Source organism: Methylobacterium aerolatum (assembly GCF_022179085.1).
GTDB classification, from domain to species: Bacteria; Pseudomonadota; Alphaproteobacteria; order Rhizobiales; family Beijerinckiaceae; genus Methylobacterium; species Methylobacterium aerolatum.
This window is the reverse complement of record NZ_BPQE01000004.1, coordinates 260,832-275,151: the sequence shown is the minus strand read 5'-3', so window position 1 is coordinate 275,151 and position 14,320 is coordinate 260,832. Positions and strand designations below refer to the sequence as shown.

Sequence of the window (14,320 nt, the reverse complement as noted above, 5' to 3'; positions counted from 1 at the left end):
CACCTTCCGCCGCCGATCCAAGGCATGGCCGCGCGGATTCGACAGGACGGCCGCGTGCCCCATCTCTGGCGCTACAGCGCCCTGCCGGGGCGCGCCGGGAGGGGACCATGCCGCCGGGCGGTCAGGACCGAACCACCTCGCTGCCCTTGAAGGGCCTCACGGTCCTCGCCCTGGAACAGGCCGTGGCCGCGCCGTACTGCACCTCGCGCCTTGCGGATGCGGGCGCGCGGGTCATCAAGGTCGAGCGGCCGGAGGGGGATTTCGCCCGGGGCTACGATGCCGCCGTCAACGGCATGGCGAGCTATTTCGTGTGGCTGAACCGGGGCAAGGAGAGCCTCGTCGCCGACATCAAGGACCCGCGGGACGCGGCGCTGCTCCACGCCATCCTCGCGCGGGCGGACGTGTTCGTGCAGAACCTCGCCCCCGGCGCCGCCGCCCGTGCGGGGTTCGGCTCGACGGAGCTGCGCGCCCGGCATCCGCGCCTCATCACGGTGGATATCTCGGGCTACGGGCGCGGCCACGCCTACGAGGACATGAAGGCCTACGATCTCCTGGTTCAGGCCGAGAGCGGTCTGGCCGGCATCACCGGCCACCCGGCCGGGCCGGGGCGCGTCGGCGTCTCGGTCTGCGACGTCGCCTGCGGCATGGATGCCCACGCCGCCGTGCTGGAGGCGCTGATCGCCCGGAGCATCACGGGGGAAGGGGCGGCCCTCGAGGCCAGCCTGTTCAGCGGCGCCGCCGACTGGATGAACGTGCCGCTCCTGTATTTCGAGGGCACCGGCCGGGCGCCGCAGCGGATCGGCCTCGCCCATCCCTCCATCAGCCCCTATGGGGCCTATGGCACCGCCGACGACAGCCTCGTGCTGATCGCGATCCAGAACGAGCGGGAATGGGCCGCCTTCTGCGCGCATGTCCTCGGTGAGGCGCCGCTCGCCCGCGCGGCCGGCTTCGAGTCGAACAACGCCCGGGTCGCCAACCGCGCGGCCGTGGACGGGCGGATCGGCCGGGTCTTCGCCGCCATGACGCGGGAGGAGGCCGCCGCGCGGCTCAAGGCGGCGGGCACCGCCTACGGCTTCGTGAACGGCCTCGGTGACCTCGCCAGCCACCCGGCCCTGACGCGCGTCGAGGTCGAGACGCCCGCCGGGACGGCGAGGATCGTGGCGCCGCCGGTGCTCGTCGACGGCGAGGTCCGCCCCCTCGGCCCCGTGCCCGGGATCGGCGAGCACAGCGTTCGCATCCGCGAGGAGTTCGCCGCGTGAGCATCGAGCAGGATCTGGCCGCCTGGATCGGCCGCACCCGCGAGGGGCGGGACCTCGTCACGCCCCGGCTGATGGCGGAGTTCCGGGCAACCTTCGCCCCCCATCTCGCCCCCGTGGCGGCGGGGGAGGCGTGGCCAGCCCTGCACTGGTGCCTCGCACCGGAGACGCCCGCCGCCGACGCCCTCGGCCCGGACGGCCACGCCGCCAAGGGCGGGTTCCTGCCTCCGGTGCCGCTGCCCCGGCGGATGTGGGCGGGGGGCGAGGTCGAGTTCCTCGCGCCCCTACGGGAGGGCGACGCGGTCACCCGCGTCGAAACCCTGCGGGACGTGGCCTTCAAGGAGGGCCGCAGCGGCCGCCTGTGCTTCGTCACCGTGGACCACGTGATCGCGGGCCCGTCCGGCCCCGCGATCCGCGAGCGGCAGGACATCGTGTACCGCGAGGCGGCCGGCGCGCAGACCGGCACGGCCGCCGCACCCGAGCGGGACGATCCGTCCGCCTACGGGCAGGTCTGGACGGTCCCCGCCACGCCGACCCTCCTGTTCCGCTACTCGGCCATGACCTTCAACGGCCACCGCTTCCACTACGATCACCCCTACGCGACGGGAGTCGAGGGCTATGCCGACCTCGTGGTCCACGGGCCGGTCCAGGCGACCCTGCTCGTGAACCTCGCGGCGACGCAGCTCGGCCGGACGCCGTCCCGGTTCACCCATCGCGGACAGTCGCCGATGACCGCCAACCAGACCTTCTCGGTCTGCGGGAGGCGGAGCGGGGACGGCTGGGAGGGCGTGACCCTCGATGCCCAAGGCCGGGTCTGCATGCGGACGCGGGCCTTCCTCTAGATCTTTCACCGCGACGGCCGCAGCCATTCCCGTCATCGCGACCGAAGGGGTCCAGCGCAGCGGGACGCCTCCGACCGGTGCGTCTCCCTGGGTTGCCCCGGCCCACGCTCGCCGAAGACGGCGAGGGGGCAGCGGCGGCTCAGTCCTCGTCCCCGGCGAAATCTCCGTCCGCGACGTTGCGCATCGCGTCGAGACATCCCTGGAGGATGTAGGCGGCGGCGAGCTTGTCCACGAGTTCGCCCCGGCGCTGGCGCGAGGCGTCGGCCTCGATCAGCGCGCGGGTGACCACCGCCGTGGACAGGCGCTCGTCGAAATACAGGACCGGCAGGGGCAGGATCGGCGCGAGGTTGCGGGCGAAGGCGCGGGTCGATTGCACCCGCGGCCCCTCGCTTCCGTCCATGTTGAGCGGCAGGCCGATCACGAGGCCGCCCACGCGGTGCTGCTCGCAGATCGCCTTCAGGCGCTGGGCGTCCGGCGTGAACTTCACCCGCCGGATGGTCTCCAGCGGGGTCGCGATCTGGCGGCCGAGGTCCGAGAGGGCCAGCCCGATCGTCTTCGTGCCGAGATCGACCCCGACGAGACGCGCCCCGCCCCGGGAGGCCGCCGCGAAGTCACGGAATGTCTGCTTGTCCATCCGGGCCCTTTTCCCACCGGACCGGCCTACGCCACGGCGGCGCCGCGCGCCAGCCGCGCCGTCCACAGGGTTAACCATTCGTGAAATCGCTGCGGATGGACCGGGAGCCGCGCCCGTCTACACTGGTTAAAGCTTCGTTAATCGCTTTTCCGGAGACGGTCTTGCCGGTCGCTTCTGATTCCCGGGACGCCCGTGCGCGGCGCCGCCGCCATCGCTGGATGCTCCTCCTCGCCTTCGAGGTTATGGTCTTCGGCTGCACCCAGGCGGTGATGCAGCCGATCAAGCGGCCGGGCATCAGCGTCGAGCAGGTCTTCACCCCGAACCACGTCGTGACCTGACGCGGCCGCGTTGCGGGGCTTCGAGGCCCGGTGCTATAGCCCGACCGGCCGGGGAAACGGGTCCGCGGCCGCGAAGAATGGGACGGCATGTCGGTCGACGAGAAGACAGTGCGCCGGATCGCGCACCTGGCGCGGATCGCGGTGACCGACGACGAAGTCGGGCCGCTCGGCGCCGAATTGAACAACATCCTCGCCTTCGTGGAGCAACTCGGCGCCATCGACGTCTCGGGCGTGGAGCCGATGACCTCGGTCCTGCCCATGGCGATGAAGAAGCGCGAGGACGCGGTGACCGATGGGGGCCGCGCCGACGACGTGGTGGCCAACGCCCCCGAGACCGAGGACAACTACTTCCTCGTGCCGAAGGTCGTCGAGTAGCCCGCCGGCCGACCCGTCGGCCTCGCCGATTTCCGCGTGCAGGCGCCCATCGCGGCGCGCAGGGACCTGAAGACCCGTGAGCAGCCCCAACGAACTCACCCTCGCCGAGGCGCGGGACGCCCTGAAGGCCAAGAGCCTCTCGGCCCGCGAGCTGACCCAGGCGCATCTCGACGCCATGGCGAAGGCACGCGCCCTCAACGCCTACCTTCTCGAAACACCCGAGCAGGCGCTGGCCATGGCCGACGCCTCCGACGCCAAGATCGCCTCCGGCGGGGCGCGCCCGCTGGAGGGCATCCCGCTCGGGATCAAGGACCTGTTCTGCACCGACGGCGTCGAGACGACGGCGGGTTCAAAGATCCTGAAGGGGTTCACGCCGCACTACGAATCGGCGGTCTCCGCCAACCTCTGGCGCGACGGCGCCGTCATGCTCGGCAAGCTCAACCTCGACGAGTTCGCCATGGGCTCGTCCAACGAGACCAGCGCCTTCGGCAACGTCGTCTCCCCCTGGCGCCGGAAGGGCTCCGAGGCCGCCATCGTCCCCGGCGGCTCCTCGGGCGGCTCGGCGGCGGCGGTGGCCGCGCGACTGTGCCTGGGCGCCACGGCGACCGATACCGGCGGCTCGATCCGACAGCCCGCCGCCTTCACCGGCACGGTAGGCATCAAGCCGACCTATGGCCGCTGCTCCCGCTGGGGCACGGTGGCCTTCGCCTCCTCCCTCGATCAGGCGGGCCCCATCGCCCGCACGGTACGCGACTGCGCGATCCTGCTCACCTCCATGAGCGGGGCGGACGCCCGCGACACCACCTGCGCCGACCTGCCCGTGCCGGATTTCGAGGCTTCCGTCGGCCGGGGCATCAAGGGCCTCACCATCGGCATCCCGAAGGAGTACCGGGTCGACGGGATGCCCGCCGAGATCCAGAAGCTGTGGGAGGAGGGCGCCGCGTGGCTTAAGGCCGCCGGGGCGACGATCAAGGAGATCTCGCTGCCCCATACCTCCGCCGCGCTGCCCGCCTATTACATCGTCGCCCCCGCCGAAGCCTCCTCGAACCTCGCGCGCTACGACGGTGTCCGCTACGGCCTGCGGGTGCCGGGCAAGGACATCGCCGGGATGTACGAGAACACCCGCGCGGCGGGCTTCGGCCGCGAGGTGAAGCGCCGGATCATGATCGGCACCTACGTGCTGTCGGCGGGCTACTACGACGCCTACTACGTCCGCGCGCAGAAGATCCGCACGCTCATCAAGCGCGATTTCGAGGCGGCCTACGCCGACGGCGTGGACGCGATTCTGACGCCCGCGACCCCCTCGGCCGCCTTCGGCATCGGCGAGAAGGCGAACGCCGACCCGGTGGAGATGTACCTCAACGACGTGTTCACCGTGACGGTGAACATGGCGGGCCTGCCCGGCATCGCCGTCCCGGCGGGCCTCGACGCACAGGGCCTGCCCCTCGGCCTCCAACTCATCGGCCGTCCCTTCGACGAGGAGACGCTGTTCGCCGCCGCCCAGGTGATCGAGGATTCCGCCGGAAGGACGCAGCTGCCTGCGCCGTGGTGGGCATGACCGTCCCCTTCTATCCCTGGACCGTCTGGATCTGGGCCGGGTTCGATCCGGCCCTGATCGTCGTGGCCCTCTACCTCGGCTGGAAGGCCGACCAGTTCGGCAAGTGCTTCATCGCGGCCATCGCCGCCTTCGCCATCGCCGTGCTGTTCTCCTACGCCGTCTCGGCGGCGGGGATCCCCTGGCCCGCGCCCATCACCCATGACGGGCCGACCTTCTTCAGCGTCCGCGCCGTGGCGGCCCTGCTCTGGGCGATGATCGGCTACGGCGCCCGCCAGGCGATGGGACGGCGCGCTTGATTCTTGGCGCGCGGGGCTCCTAGAAACACATCATTCGGTGGATCCGCGATCAGTACCGTCCTTGCGAGCGGAGCGAAGCAATCCAGGGATGCGCGCCGTTCTGAGAAGTCCCGCCGCCCTGGATCGCTTCGCTGCGCTCGCGATGACGGTGCGGGTCTGAGCGCCATACCTATTCGGACCGATCATGAACGCACCCGTTGACCCCAAGAAGCTGATCAAGGGCGGCCTGCACGACTGGGAGGTCGTGATCGGCATGGAGATCCACGCCCAGGTGACGAGCCGGGCGAAGCTGTTCTCCGGCGCCTCCACGGCCTTCGGCGGCGAGCCCAACGACCACGTCTCGCTGGTCGATGCGGCGATGCCGGGGATGCTGCCGGTGATCAACCAGGAATGCGTGGCACAGGCGGTGCGCACGGGCCTCGGTCTCAAGGCCAAGATCAACCTGCGCTCGGTGTTCGACCGGAAGAACTACTTCTACCCGGATCTGCCCCAGGGCTATCAGATCTCCCAGTACAAGGACCCGATCGTCGGCGAGGGCGAGGTGCTGGTCGACATGCTCGACGGCTCCTCCTTCACCGTCGGCATCGAGCGGCTGCACTTGGAGCAGGATGCGGGCAAGTCCCTGCACGACCAGGACCCGACCCGCAGCTTCGTGGACCTCAACCGCTCCGGCGTCGCGCTGATGGAGATCGTCTCCCGGCCGGACCTGCGCTCGTCCGAGGAGGCGAAGGCCTACGTGACCAAGCTGCGCACCATCCTGCGCTACCTCGGCACCTGCGACGGCGACATGGAGAAGGGCAGCCTGCGCGCCGACGTCAACGTCTCGGTCCGCCGCCCCGGAGAGCCGCTCGGCACCCGCTGCGAGATCAAGAACGTCAACTCGATCCGCTTCATCGGCCAGGCCATCGAGACCGAGGCGCGGCGCCAGATCGCGATCATCGAGGACGGCGGCACCATCGATCAGGAGACCCGCCTGTTCGATCCGGGCAAGGGCGAGACCCGCTCCATGCGCTCGAAGGAAGAGGCGCACGATTACCGCTACTTCCCCGATCCGGATCTGCTGCCCCTCGAGTTCGACCAAGCCTTCGTGGACGGCCTCGCCCAGGGCCTGCCGGAACTGCCGGACGCCAAGAAGGCGCGATTCGTGAAGAACTTCGGCCTCTCGCCCTACGACGCGGGCGTGCTGGTCGCCGAGCGCGCCTCGGCCGACTATTACGAGGCCGTGGCCAAGGGGCGGGACGGCAAGGCGGCGGCGAACTGGGTGATCAACGAGCTGTTCGGCCGCCTCAACAAGGAGGGGCTGGGCATCGAGGCGACGCCGGTTTCCGCCGAGCAGCTCGGCGCCATCGTGGACCTGATCGGCGAGGGCGTGATCTCCGGCAAGATCGCCAAGGACCTGTTCGAGATCGTCTGGTCGGAGGGCGGCGACCCGCGCGCCGTCGTCGAAGCGCGCGGCATGAAGCAGGTGACCGACACGGGCGCCATCGAGGCCGCCGTGGACGACATCATCGCCAAAAACCCCGACAAGGTGGCCCAGGCCAAGGAGAAGCCGACCCTGCTCGGCTGGTTCGTCGGCCAGACCATGAAGGCTACCGGCGGCAAGGCGAACCCGGCGGCGGTGAACGCCCTTCTCAAGGCCAAGCTCGGGATCGAGTGAGGGTTCATGCCCCGCGGCCCAGGCCGCGGGGACCACGCCCCAGCGCAGCGCCATCAGACCGGCCTGGGGCCGGGCGCCCGGTGCGCCCCGAGCGCGACACCGCGTCCCCACTCCAACGTCATCGCGAGCACGAGCGTAAGCAAGCCAGGGCGCGGGACGTCCGAGCATCTGGCCAAAGAGGTCGTCGCCCTTTCGTCTTTGCGAGCGAAGCGAAGCAATCCAGGGCAACGGGCCGGTTTCAACCGTGGCGCATCCCTGGATTGCTTCGCTTCGCTCGCAAAGACGAGGGAGCGCGTCGATCCAAGCTGGATCGAAACGACACTGATGGCGTGACCGTGGCTCGGCGGGAGAATGCGCCGACATGCGAGGTTTCGCCCGGCGCCCCTGCCGAACTCCAAAATAATCCCTCCAATAAATACAATAATTTTGGGATTAAAAAACGCGCATAATCATGTGCGCCCAGGCACTTTTGCCCAGTGTATTTGCATCTATACCTCCATCTGCCGGCAAATCATGCAGATCGTGCCCAGATGGAGAGCATCCATGCGAAGACTCGCTTTGATCGCCGTCGCCGCCGTCACCCTGGTCGCGGCCGCCGTGGGTTCGGCTGGCGCGCGGCCCGAGACGCTGATGGATCTGCTCGCGGGACGCGACACGCCCGCCTGCCCCCGCTACCAGCGGACGCCGCGCGACCCGTGCAACATCGTCGTGAAGCGGCCGGGCGGCAACCCGACCCAGGACATGACCGGCTCGATCGGCCACGCCAAATCCTACTGGACCAATGGCGGCCCGCGCTGCAAGACGATCTGCCGGTTCACCGGCACCCAATACTGAGACCGGCCTGAGCGGTTAGACCGGCAACACGTTGGTATACTTCACCTGCCCGAGGGCGAAACTCGATTCGATCGAGCCCACGCCGTCGAGGCGGGTGAGCTTGTCCTTGAGGAAGCGTTCGTAGGCTGCGAGGTCGGGCACCACCACCCGCACGAGATAGTCGTGCCGCCCGGTCATCAGGTAGCATTCCACCACCTCGGGCCAGCGGGCGACGGCTTCCGCGAAGCGGTCGAGTTCCTCCTCCCGCTGCCGCTCCAGCTTCACCGAGGCGAAGACCGAGATCGGCAGGCCGACCCGCGCCTGATCCACCAGGGCCACGTAACCCTTGAGGATGCCCGCCTCCTCCAGCATCCGCACGCGCCTCAGGGTGGGGGAGGGCGACAGGCCGACCCGCTCGGCCAGTTCCTGAACGGTGATGCGGCCGTCCCGCTGCAACTCGGCGAGGATCTTGCGGTCGATACGGTCGATGGGGCGTTCGGGCATGATGTGCCATCCTAGCCGCCCAGCGGGGCGAAATCCGCTAAAATTCATCCGCCGGCGGGCGGATTTGGCAACTTTCGCCCCTGCGTCTGAGGCATCGTCGGCCATCGACCGCAGAGATCGCCAAGCCGCCAGCCATGTCGCCCGCCATCAGCACGCACTCCGCCGCCGCCGATCCGCGCCTGTCCTACCTCGGGGAATTGGAGCGGCGGGCCCTATGGCTCTCCACCTGGACGATCCACAACGCCAACCACATCCGCCCAAACCACGACGGCATGAAGGTCGGCGGGCACCAAGCCTCCTCGGCCTCCATGGCGACGATCCTGACGGCCCTGTATTTCGCCGCCCTCCGGCCGGAGGACCGGGTCGCGGTCAAGCCCCATGCGGGCCCCGTCTTCCACGCCATCCAGTACCTCGCCGGGCGTCAGACCCGCGAGAAGCTCGAGAACTTCCGCGGCTACGGCGGCGTGCAGTCCTACCCCTCGCGGACGAAGGACACGGACGACGTCGATTTCTCCACCGGCTCCGTCGGCCTCGGCGTGGCGCAGACGCTGTTCGGCTCCCTGGTGCGGGATTACGTCCGCGCCCACGGCTGGGGGCTGAACCAGCCGGAGGGCCGCATGGTCGCGCTCGTCGGCGACGCGGAGATGGACGAGGGCAACATCTTCGAGGCCCTGATGGAGGGCTGGAAGCACGGCCTGCGCAAGACGTGGTGGATCATCGATTACAACCGCCAGAGCCTCGACGCGGTGATCCGCGAGGGGCTCTACAGCCGGTTCGAGGAGATCTTCAGATCATTCGGGTGGGACGTGGTGATCCTGAAATACGGGAGCCTCATGGACGCGGCCTTCGCCGAGCCGGGCGGCGGGCGCCTGCGGGACTGGATCGACACGGCGCCGAACCAGCTCTACGCGGCCCTGACCTTCCAGGGCGGCGCCGCGTGGCGCAGGCGCCTGAACCAGGACCTCGCCGACGATGCCGACGCGCTCGCCCTCGTCGCCCGCCGGGATGACGACGCCTTGGCCGCGCTGATGGGCAACCTCGGCGGCCACGACATGGTGAACCTGCTGAAGGCCTTCGAGGCGGCGGACAACGACCGGCCCACCGTGTTCATCGCCTACACGGTGAAGGGCTACGGCCTGCCGCTGGCCGGCCACAAGGACAACCATTCGGGCCTGCTCACCCCGGCCCAGACGGAGCTGTTCCGCGACAAGGTCGGCGTCCGCGAAGGTCACGAGTGGGAGCCCTTCGAGGGCGCCGCCTTGCCCGAGGCGGACCTGCGCCGGTTCATCGCGGACACGCCGTTCTTCAAGAGCGGCCCCCGCCGCTATTCGGCCCCGAAGCTCGCCGTGCCGGAGGATTTTCCGTGCCCGCGCCAGCCCTCGCTATCGACCCAAGCCGGATTCGGACTGATCCTCAACGAGATCGGCAAGGGTCAGACGCCGCTCGCCGAGCGGATCGTCACCACCTCGCCAGACGTCACCGTCTCGACCAATCTCGGTGGCTGGGTGAACCGGCGCGGCCTGTTCGCCCGCGAGGAGTTGCGCGACCTGTTCAAGTCCGAGCGCATCCCCTCGACCTTCAACTGGGACTTCTCCGCCAAGGGCCAGCACATGGAACTCGGCATCGCCGAGATGAACCTGTTCCTGCTCCTCTCGGCGCTGGGCCTCTCGGACCGGCTGTTCGGCGAGCGCCTGATCCCCGTCGGCACGCTCTACGATCCCTTCATCTGCCGGGGCCTCGATGCCCTGAACTACGCCTGCTACCAGGATGCCCGGTTCATCATCGCCGCCACCCCCTCGGGCGTGACGCTGGCGCCGGAGGGCGGGGCGCACCAGTCCATCGGCACGCCGCTGATCGGCATGGCGCAGGACGGGCTCGCCACCTACGAGCCGGCCTTCGTCGATGAGCTGTCGGTGATCATGGCCCACGCCTTCGACTACGTGCAGCGCGACGGCAAGGAGGGCGGCTCGGTCTACCTGCGCCTCTCCACGCGCACCATCGCCCAGCCGCAGCGGGCGATGACCCCGGACCTCTCCCGCGGCATCGTGCAGGGCGCCTACTGGCTGCGCGAGCCGGGCCCCAACGCCGACCTCGTCGTCGCCGTCACCGGCGCCCCGACCCCGGAGGCGATCGAGGCGGTGGGACTCATGGCCGAGGACCGGCGCGACATCGGCCTGCTCGCCGTTCCCTCGGCGGACGTTCTCCATGCCGGCTGGACCGCCGCTCAGCGCGCCCGCGAGGCCGGGGACCGGACGGCGCGGGCGCCGATCGAGAACCTGCTGGAGCGCCTGCCGCCCCATTGCGGCATCGTCACCGTCGTGGACGGACACCCCGCGACCCTCGGCTGGCTCGGCTCCGTGCTCGGCCACCGCACCCGCGCGCTGGGCGTCGAGCGATTCGGCCAGACCGGGACGGTGGCGGACCTTTACCGCCATTACGGCCTCGATGCCCGGGGCATCGTGGCCGCTGCCGGGGCACTCGCCCCTGAGCGCCCGATTCGGATGCGCGGCTATGGCCACAGGCTCGCGGAGGCGTCGCCCCTGCGTGCCTGACGCCGTCGAATGCCAGGCGAGCGGGGATGTCTTCGCCGTCCCCGGCTCGGTCGTTCAGGGGTGAGGCTCCTGCGGGATACTGCCGCAAGGCGCCGGAGCGGAGCGGTCCATCGGGCTCCGTAAGGAGGTCTTTAGGTTGTCTTATCCCACCTCATGGCGACAAACCTTCCGCATTGCAGAAGCCACCACGTCGATGGTCGCCCACAATCAGGTTGTGCGCACTCGCACCGTTTCACCGATGGCAATTGTGTAACCAGAAGTGGTACATGGCACCGTTCATTTCAAACGGCGCAACGGGGGTTGCTCTCGATGACAAAGGCCAAACCGAAGCAGTCGACACCGGTCGATCACGGGATCGGAAGCCGGATCGCATTGCTTCGCACTGCCCATGGGCTCAGCCAATCGCAGCTTGCGGAGGCCCTGGGCATCAGTTTTCAACAGGTTCAAAAATACGAAGCCGGAAAGAACCGTATTGGCGCCGGCCGTTTACAGGCGATTGCCGATCGCTTGGGCGTGCCCGTGTCGACGTTCTTCGAAGATACGTCGCAGAACAATCCCGACGACGCGATCGAGATGCTCCTGAACAGCGAGGGGGCGATCGATCTCCTGCGCGCCTACGCGACGATTCCCGATGAGGAGATGCGTCGCAGCATCCTCATGATGGTGAAGGCGTCCCTCCGCGTCGCCAATGCATCGAAACCCGCCACGGCGGGCGACGACGACGAGCGACCGGCCGAGCAGCCCCCGGCGCAGCCCTCGACACATTGAAAGACGGAAACGGGGGCGGTCAGCCCACGTCACCCGCGCCGGCGTAGCGCGCCAGGATCACCACCGTCTCGCCGTAAGGCCGCCGCTCCAGTTCGGCGAAGCCCGGAGGCAGAGTGACGGTCGCGGCACCGCTCTCCTCCACCACCGCCAGCGCACCCTCCGCGAGCCATCCGCCGGCTGCGGCGCTCGCGAGCGCCGCCGGGGCGAGGTCGCGCCCGTAGGGCGGATCGCAGAAGACCAGGGAGAAGCGACCCGCCGGGCCGGACGGCCCGAGCCGGGTCGCGTCCCGGCGGAAGAGGCGTGTGACGCCCTCCGCGCCGAAGGCTTCGATGTTGGTGCGGATCACGCTGCGCGCCTCGGCGCCGTCATCCACGAGCAGCGCGTAGGCGGCCCCCCGTGAGAGGGCCTCGAAGCCGAGGGCGCCCGTCCCCGCGAAGAGATCGAGCACCCGCGCCCCATCCACGGCATCGTCGTAGGCGTGGGCGAGGACGTTGAACAGCGCCTCCCGCAGGCGGTCGGAGGTCGGACGGATCGATTCCGACTTCGGGGTCGCCAGACGCCGTCCCCGCCATTCGCCACCGACGATCCTCACCGCCGGGACCGCCTATCGGCCGCCGCGCGGCGGACGCCCGCCGCCGCCGGAGGAGCCGCCACCCTTGAAGCCGCCGCCCCCTTTGAAGCCGCCACCCTTGGGCCCAGCGCCGCCCTTGAAGCCGCCGCCCTTCGGTCCGCCACGGCCGGGACCGCTGCGTGCCCCTCCGCCGGGTCCGCCACCGGCCCCGTTGCCCTTGAAGCCGCCGTCCCGCGCACCGCCCGCCTTGAAGCCGCCGGGCTTGGACGCTCCCTTGAAGCCCCCCTCGCGGGAACCGCCGGGCTTGCCGCCCGCCTTGAAGCCGCCGGGCCTGCCCTCCGGCCGCGGGCCACGGGACGCCCCGCCGCCGGCGCGATCCCCACCGGCGTCCCTGGCGGCCGGACGGCCGCCACGTCCCGGGAATCCCTCGCCGCCCTCGGCACGTCCGCGCGGCGGACGCCCCGCGAAGCCGCCCTCGTCGCGGCCGCCGCGCCGGTCCTTGGACCGGTCCTCGGACCGGTCTTGGAACCGGGCACCGCCCTCGTTCCGATCACCCGCCCGGTCGCGCGGCGCCGCCCCGGCCTCGCGCCGGGGGCCGCCGGTGCGCTCGCCCCGCTGGAAGCCTGCACCATCGCCCTGGCCGAAGGCGCGCCCGCGGGGAGCGCGCTCGTCGCCGCCATCGCGGGTGCGGAAGGGGCGGGCATCGTCGCGGCCGCTGTCACGGAAACCGCCGCCCTGGGCCGGGGCGGATCCGGCCTTCGCGTAGCGGCGGCGGGGAGCCTCCTCGCGCACGGGCTGCGGCGGGGTGGGCGACAGGCGCTCCACCAGCACGCGGCGCTCGCCCGCCTTGATCGCGCCGACCCGTTCGCGGCCGCGCTCGGCGGCCACGGCCGCCTGTGCCTCGCGGGGGTCCGAGCCGCGCCGGGGCACCCGGCCGGGACGGTAGTTCGGTCCCTCGCCCTCGTCGGCCCGCCACACGGAGCGGCGCAGCGTCGGGCCGGTGCCGCCGGTCGACACCTTCTGCGGCGCGGGGCGGGCGGCGTCCCGGCGGGGCTGCCCCCGGGCCGGAGCGGACTCCGAGCGCGGCGCCTTGGCCGGTCCGCCGAAGGGCGAGATCGGCTCGCGCACGGGGCTCTCGAAGTCCACGCCCGCCTGCTCGGCCAGCGTCTTGCCGAGCTGGTCCTTCAGCACCCGCGTGCGCACCTCCTCCACGAGCCCGACTTCGAGGTCGCCGAGCTGGAACGGTCCGAAGGACAGCCGGATCAGGCGGTTCACGTACAGGCCGAGATGCTCCAGGATCCGCTTGACCTCGCGGTTCTTGCCCTCCCGCAGGCCGAGCGTCAGCCACAGGTTGTCGCCCTGCACCCGGTCGAGGGTGGCTTCGATGGGACCGTACTCCATGCCGTCGATGGTGACGCCCTTGGCGAGGCGGTCGAGCTGGGCCTGATCGGTGTCGCCGTGGGCGCGCACCCGGTAGCGGCGCAACCAGCCCGTGTCGGGGTGGGCGATGACCTTGGCGAGGCCGCCGTCGTTGGTGAGGAGCAGGAGCCCTTCGGTGTTGATGTCGAGACGGCCGACGGCGACGACCCGCGGCATGTCCTCCGGCAACACCTCGAACACCGTCTGGCGCCCTTCCGGGTCGCGGGCGGTGGTGACGAGGCCGCGCGGCTTGTGAAAGATCCACAGCCGTGTCCGCTCGCGCGTGGGCAGCGGCTCGCCATCGACGACGATCCGGTCCTCGTCCGTCACGTTGAGGGCGGGCGAGTGGATGACCTCCCCGTTCACGCTGACACGACCGTCGAGGATCATGGCCTCCGCGTCGCGGCGGGAGGCGAGGCCGGCTCGGGCGATGGCCTTGGCGATGCGCTCGCCGGCAAAGGTCTCGGCCTGATCCGCTTCGGACCCGGGATGCGAATCGGCGACGGCGGCGGGTTGCGCCGTCGCGTCGGGGGCGGAGCGGCGGCGAAGGGTCTGCTCGCCGCTGGGCGCGGCGCGGCCCTTGGTGCCGGTGGCCTTGCGCGGCCTCTCGGCGGCCTGGGCGGCCTGGGCCTCACTGCCCGCGTCGGTGGCGGGCTTCCACGCGGTCGTGGAAGCCCCGGCCTTGTCCTCCTCGCCCTCGGGCTTGGAGGAATCGTCGTTCGGAATGTCGGTCATGG

14 protein-coding genes are annotated in these 14,320 nt (G+C 70.5%); 10 read left to right on the top strand and 4 right to left on the bottom strand.

The annotated features are described in order from the left end of the window. The first annotated feature begins 107 nt into the window (after positions 1-107). Both MFF06_RS03730 and MFF06_RS03725 read left to right on the top strand, forming a co-directional pair. Positions 108-1,259: a CaiB/BaiF CoA transferase family protein gene (locus MFF06_RS03730; RefSeq protein ID WP_238201651.1), complete on the top strand. Its 1,152-nt coding sequence runs from the start codon at positions 108-110 to the stop codon at positions 1,257-1,259. Positions 1,260-1,330: 71 nt separating this feature from the next. Then, the gene (locus MFF06_RS03725; protein WP_370876586.1) at positions 1,331-2,098 is read left to right on the top strand and encodes an HTD2 family dehydratase; all 768 of its coding nucleotides are present in this window, start codon (positions 1,331-1,333) and stop codon (positions 2,096-2,098) included. A 139-nt stretch (positions 2,099-2,237) separates the two neighbouring features. Here the strand turns inward: MFF06_RS03725 and ruvX are convergent, their stop codons facing one another. Further along, positions 2,238-2,732 (bottom strand): Holliday junction resolvase RuvX, encoded by a 495-nt coding sequence (ruvX, locus tag MFF06_RS03720; protein ID WP_238201649.1) that lies wholly within the window; start codon positions 2,730-2,732, stop codon positions 2,238-2,240. Between the two features lie 161 nt (positions 2,733-2,893). Here ruvX and MFF06_RS03715 point away from each other — a divergent pair, with 161 nt between their 5' ends. The 6 genes from MFF06_RS03715 (at position 2,894) to MFF06_RS03690 (ending at position 7,790) form a co-directional block, all read left to right on the top strand. Further along, the gene (locus MFF06_RS03715) at positions 2,894-3,070 is read left to right on the top strand and encodes a hypothetical protein (protein ID WP_238201648.1); all 177 of its coding nucleotides are present in this window, start codon (positions 2,894-2,896) and stop codon (positions 3,068-3,070) included. A gap of 87 nt (positions 3,071-3,157) precedes the next feature. After that, the gene (gene gatC / locus MFF06_RS03710) at positions 3,158-3,445 is read left to right on the top strand and encodes an Asp-tRNA(Asn)/Glu-tRNA(Gln) amidotransferase subunit GatC (protein ID WP_238201647.1); all 288 of its coding nucleotides are present in this window, start codon (positions 3,158-3,160) and stop codon (positions 3,443-3,445) included. A gap of 76 nt (positions 3,446-3,521) precedes the next feature. Further along, positions 3,522-5,003 (top strand): Asp-tRNA(Asn)/Glu-tRNA(Gln) amidotransferase subunit GatA, encoded by a 1,482-nt coding sequence (gene gatA / locus MFF06_RS03705; protein ID WP_238201646.1) that lies wholly within the window; start codon positions 3,522-3,524, stop codon positions 5,001-5,003. After that, positions 5,000-5,299 (top strand): hypothetical protein, encoded by a 300-nt coding sequence (locus tag MFF06_RS03700; RefSeq protein ID WP_238201645.1) that lies wholly within the window; start codon positions 5,000-5,002, stop codon positions 5,297-5,299. The genes gatA and MFF06_RS03700 overlap by 4 nt, the downstream gene beginning before the upstream one ends. Positions 5,300-5,483: 184 nt before the next feature. Continuing rightward, positions 5,484-6,956: an Asp-tRNA(Asn)/Glu-tRNA(Gln) amidotransferase subunit GatB gene (gene gatB, locus MFF06_RS03695; protein ID WP_238201644.1), complete on the top strand. Its 1,473-nt coding sequence runs from the start codon at positions 5,484-5,486 to the stop codon at positions 6,954-6,956. Positions 6,957-7,499: 543 nt separating this feature from the next. Further along, complete coding sequence (locus tag MFF06_RS03690; RefSeq protein WP_238201643.1) at positions 7,500-7,790, top strand: hypothetical protein; 291 nt, start codon at positions 7,500-7,502, stop codon at positions 7,788-7,790. Between the two features lie 15 nt (positions 7,791-7,805). Here the strand turns inward: MFF06_RS03690 and MFF06_RS03685 are convergent, their stop codons facing one another. Further along, positions 7,806-8,273 carry an Lrp/AsnC family transcriptional regulator gene (locus MFF06_RS03685; RefSeq protein WP_238201642.1) on the bottom strand — a complete coding sequence of 156 codons (468 nt, stop codon included), beginning with the start codon at positions 8,271-8,273 and terminating at the stop codon, positions 7,806-7,808. Between the two features lie 134 nt (positions 8,274-8,407). Here MFF06_RS03685 and MFF06_RS03680 point away from each other — a divergent pair, with 134 nt between their 5' ends. Together MFF06_RS03680 and MFF06_RS03675 are read left to right on the top strand one after the other, a co-directional pair. Beyond that, positions 8,408-10,825, top strand: a complete 2,418-nt coding sequence (locus MFF06_RS03680; RefSeq protein WP_238201641.1) for a thiamine pyrophosphate-binding protein — start codon at positions 8,408-8,410, stop codon at positions 10,823-10,825. 309 nt (positions 10,826-11,134) lie between these two features. Beyond that, complete coding sequence (locus MFF06_RS03675; RefSeq protein WP_238201640.1) at positions 11,135-11,593, top strand: helix-turn-helix domain-containing protein; 459 nt, start codon at positions 11,135-11,137, stop codon at positions 11,591-11,593. Between the two features lie 19 nt (positions 11,594-11,612). Here the strand turns inward: MFF06_RS03675 and rsmD are convergent, their stop codons facing one another. Together rsmD and MFF06_RS03665 are read right to left on the bottom strand one after the other, a co-directional pair. Further along, on the bottom strand, positions 11,613-12,185 hold the full coding sequence (gene rsmD, locus MFF06_RS03670) for a 16S rRNA (guanine(966)-N(2))-methyltransferase RsmD (protein ID WP_238201639.1): 573 nt from the start codon (positions 12,183-12,185) through the stop codon (positions 11,613-11,615). Between the two features lie 12 nt (positions 12,186-12,197). Then, positions 12,198-14,318 carry a pseudouridine synthase gene (locus MFF06_RS03665; RefSeq protein ID WP_238201638.1) on the bottom strand — a complete coding sequence of 707 codons (2,121 nt, stop codon included), beginning with the start codon at positions 14,316-14,318 and terminating at the stop codon, positions 12,198-12,200. Positions 14,319-14,320: the final 2 nt, after the last annotated feature.

Bases quoted from the DNA above. Each gene is read 5' to 3' on its own strand.
- MFF06_RS03730 (WP_238201651.1), top strand. From the start codon at position 108: ATGCCGCCGGGCGGTCAGGACCGAACCACCTCGCTGCCCTTGAAGGGC.
- MFF06_RS03725 (WP_370876586.1), top strand. From the start codon at position 1,331: ATGGCGGAGTTCCGGGCAACCTTCGCCCCCCATCTCGCCCCCGTGGCG.
- ruvX (WP_238201649.1), bottom strand. From the start codon at position 2,732: ATGGACAAGCAGACATTCCGTGACTTCGCGGCGGCCTCCCGGGGCGGG.
- gatC (WP_238201647.1), top strand. From the start codon at position 3,158: ATGTCGGTCGACGAGAAGACAGTGCGCCGGATCGCGCACCTGGCGCGG.
- MFF06_RS03700 (WP_238201645.1), top strand. From the start codon at position 5,000: ATGACCGTCCCCTTCTATCCCTGGACCGTCTGGATCTGGGCCGGGTTC.
- gatB (WP_238201644.1), top strand. From the start codon at position 5,484: ATGAACGCACCCGTTGACCCCAAGAAGCTGATCAAGGGCGGCCTGCAC.
- MFF06_RS03690 (WP_238201643.1), top strand. From the start codon at position 7,500: ATGCGAAGACTCGCTTTGATCGCCGTCGCCGCCGTCACCCTGGTCGCG.
- MFF06_RS03685 (WP_238201642.1), bottom strand. From the start codon at position 8,273: ATGCCCGAACGCCCCATCGACCGTATCGACCGCAAGATCCTCGCCGAG.
- MFF06_RS03680 (WP_238201641.1), top strand. From the start codon at position 8,408: ATGTCGCCCGCCATCAGCACGCACTCCGCCGCCGCCGATCCGCGCCTG.
- MFF06_RS03675 (WP_238201640.1), top strand. From the start codon at position 11,135: ATGACAAAGGCCAAACCGAAGCAGTCGACACCGGTCGATCACGGGATC.
- MFF06_RS03665 (WP_238201638.1), bottom strand. From the start codon at position 14,318: ATGACCGACATTCCGAACGACGATTCCTCCAAGCCCGAGGGCGAGGAG.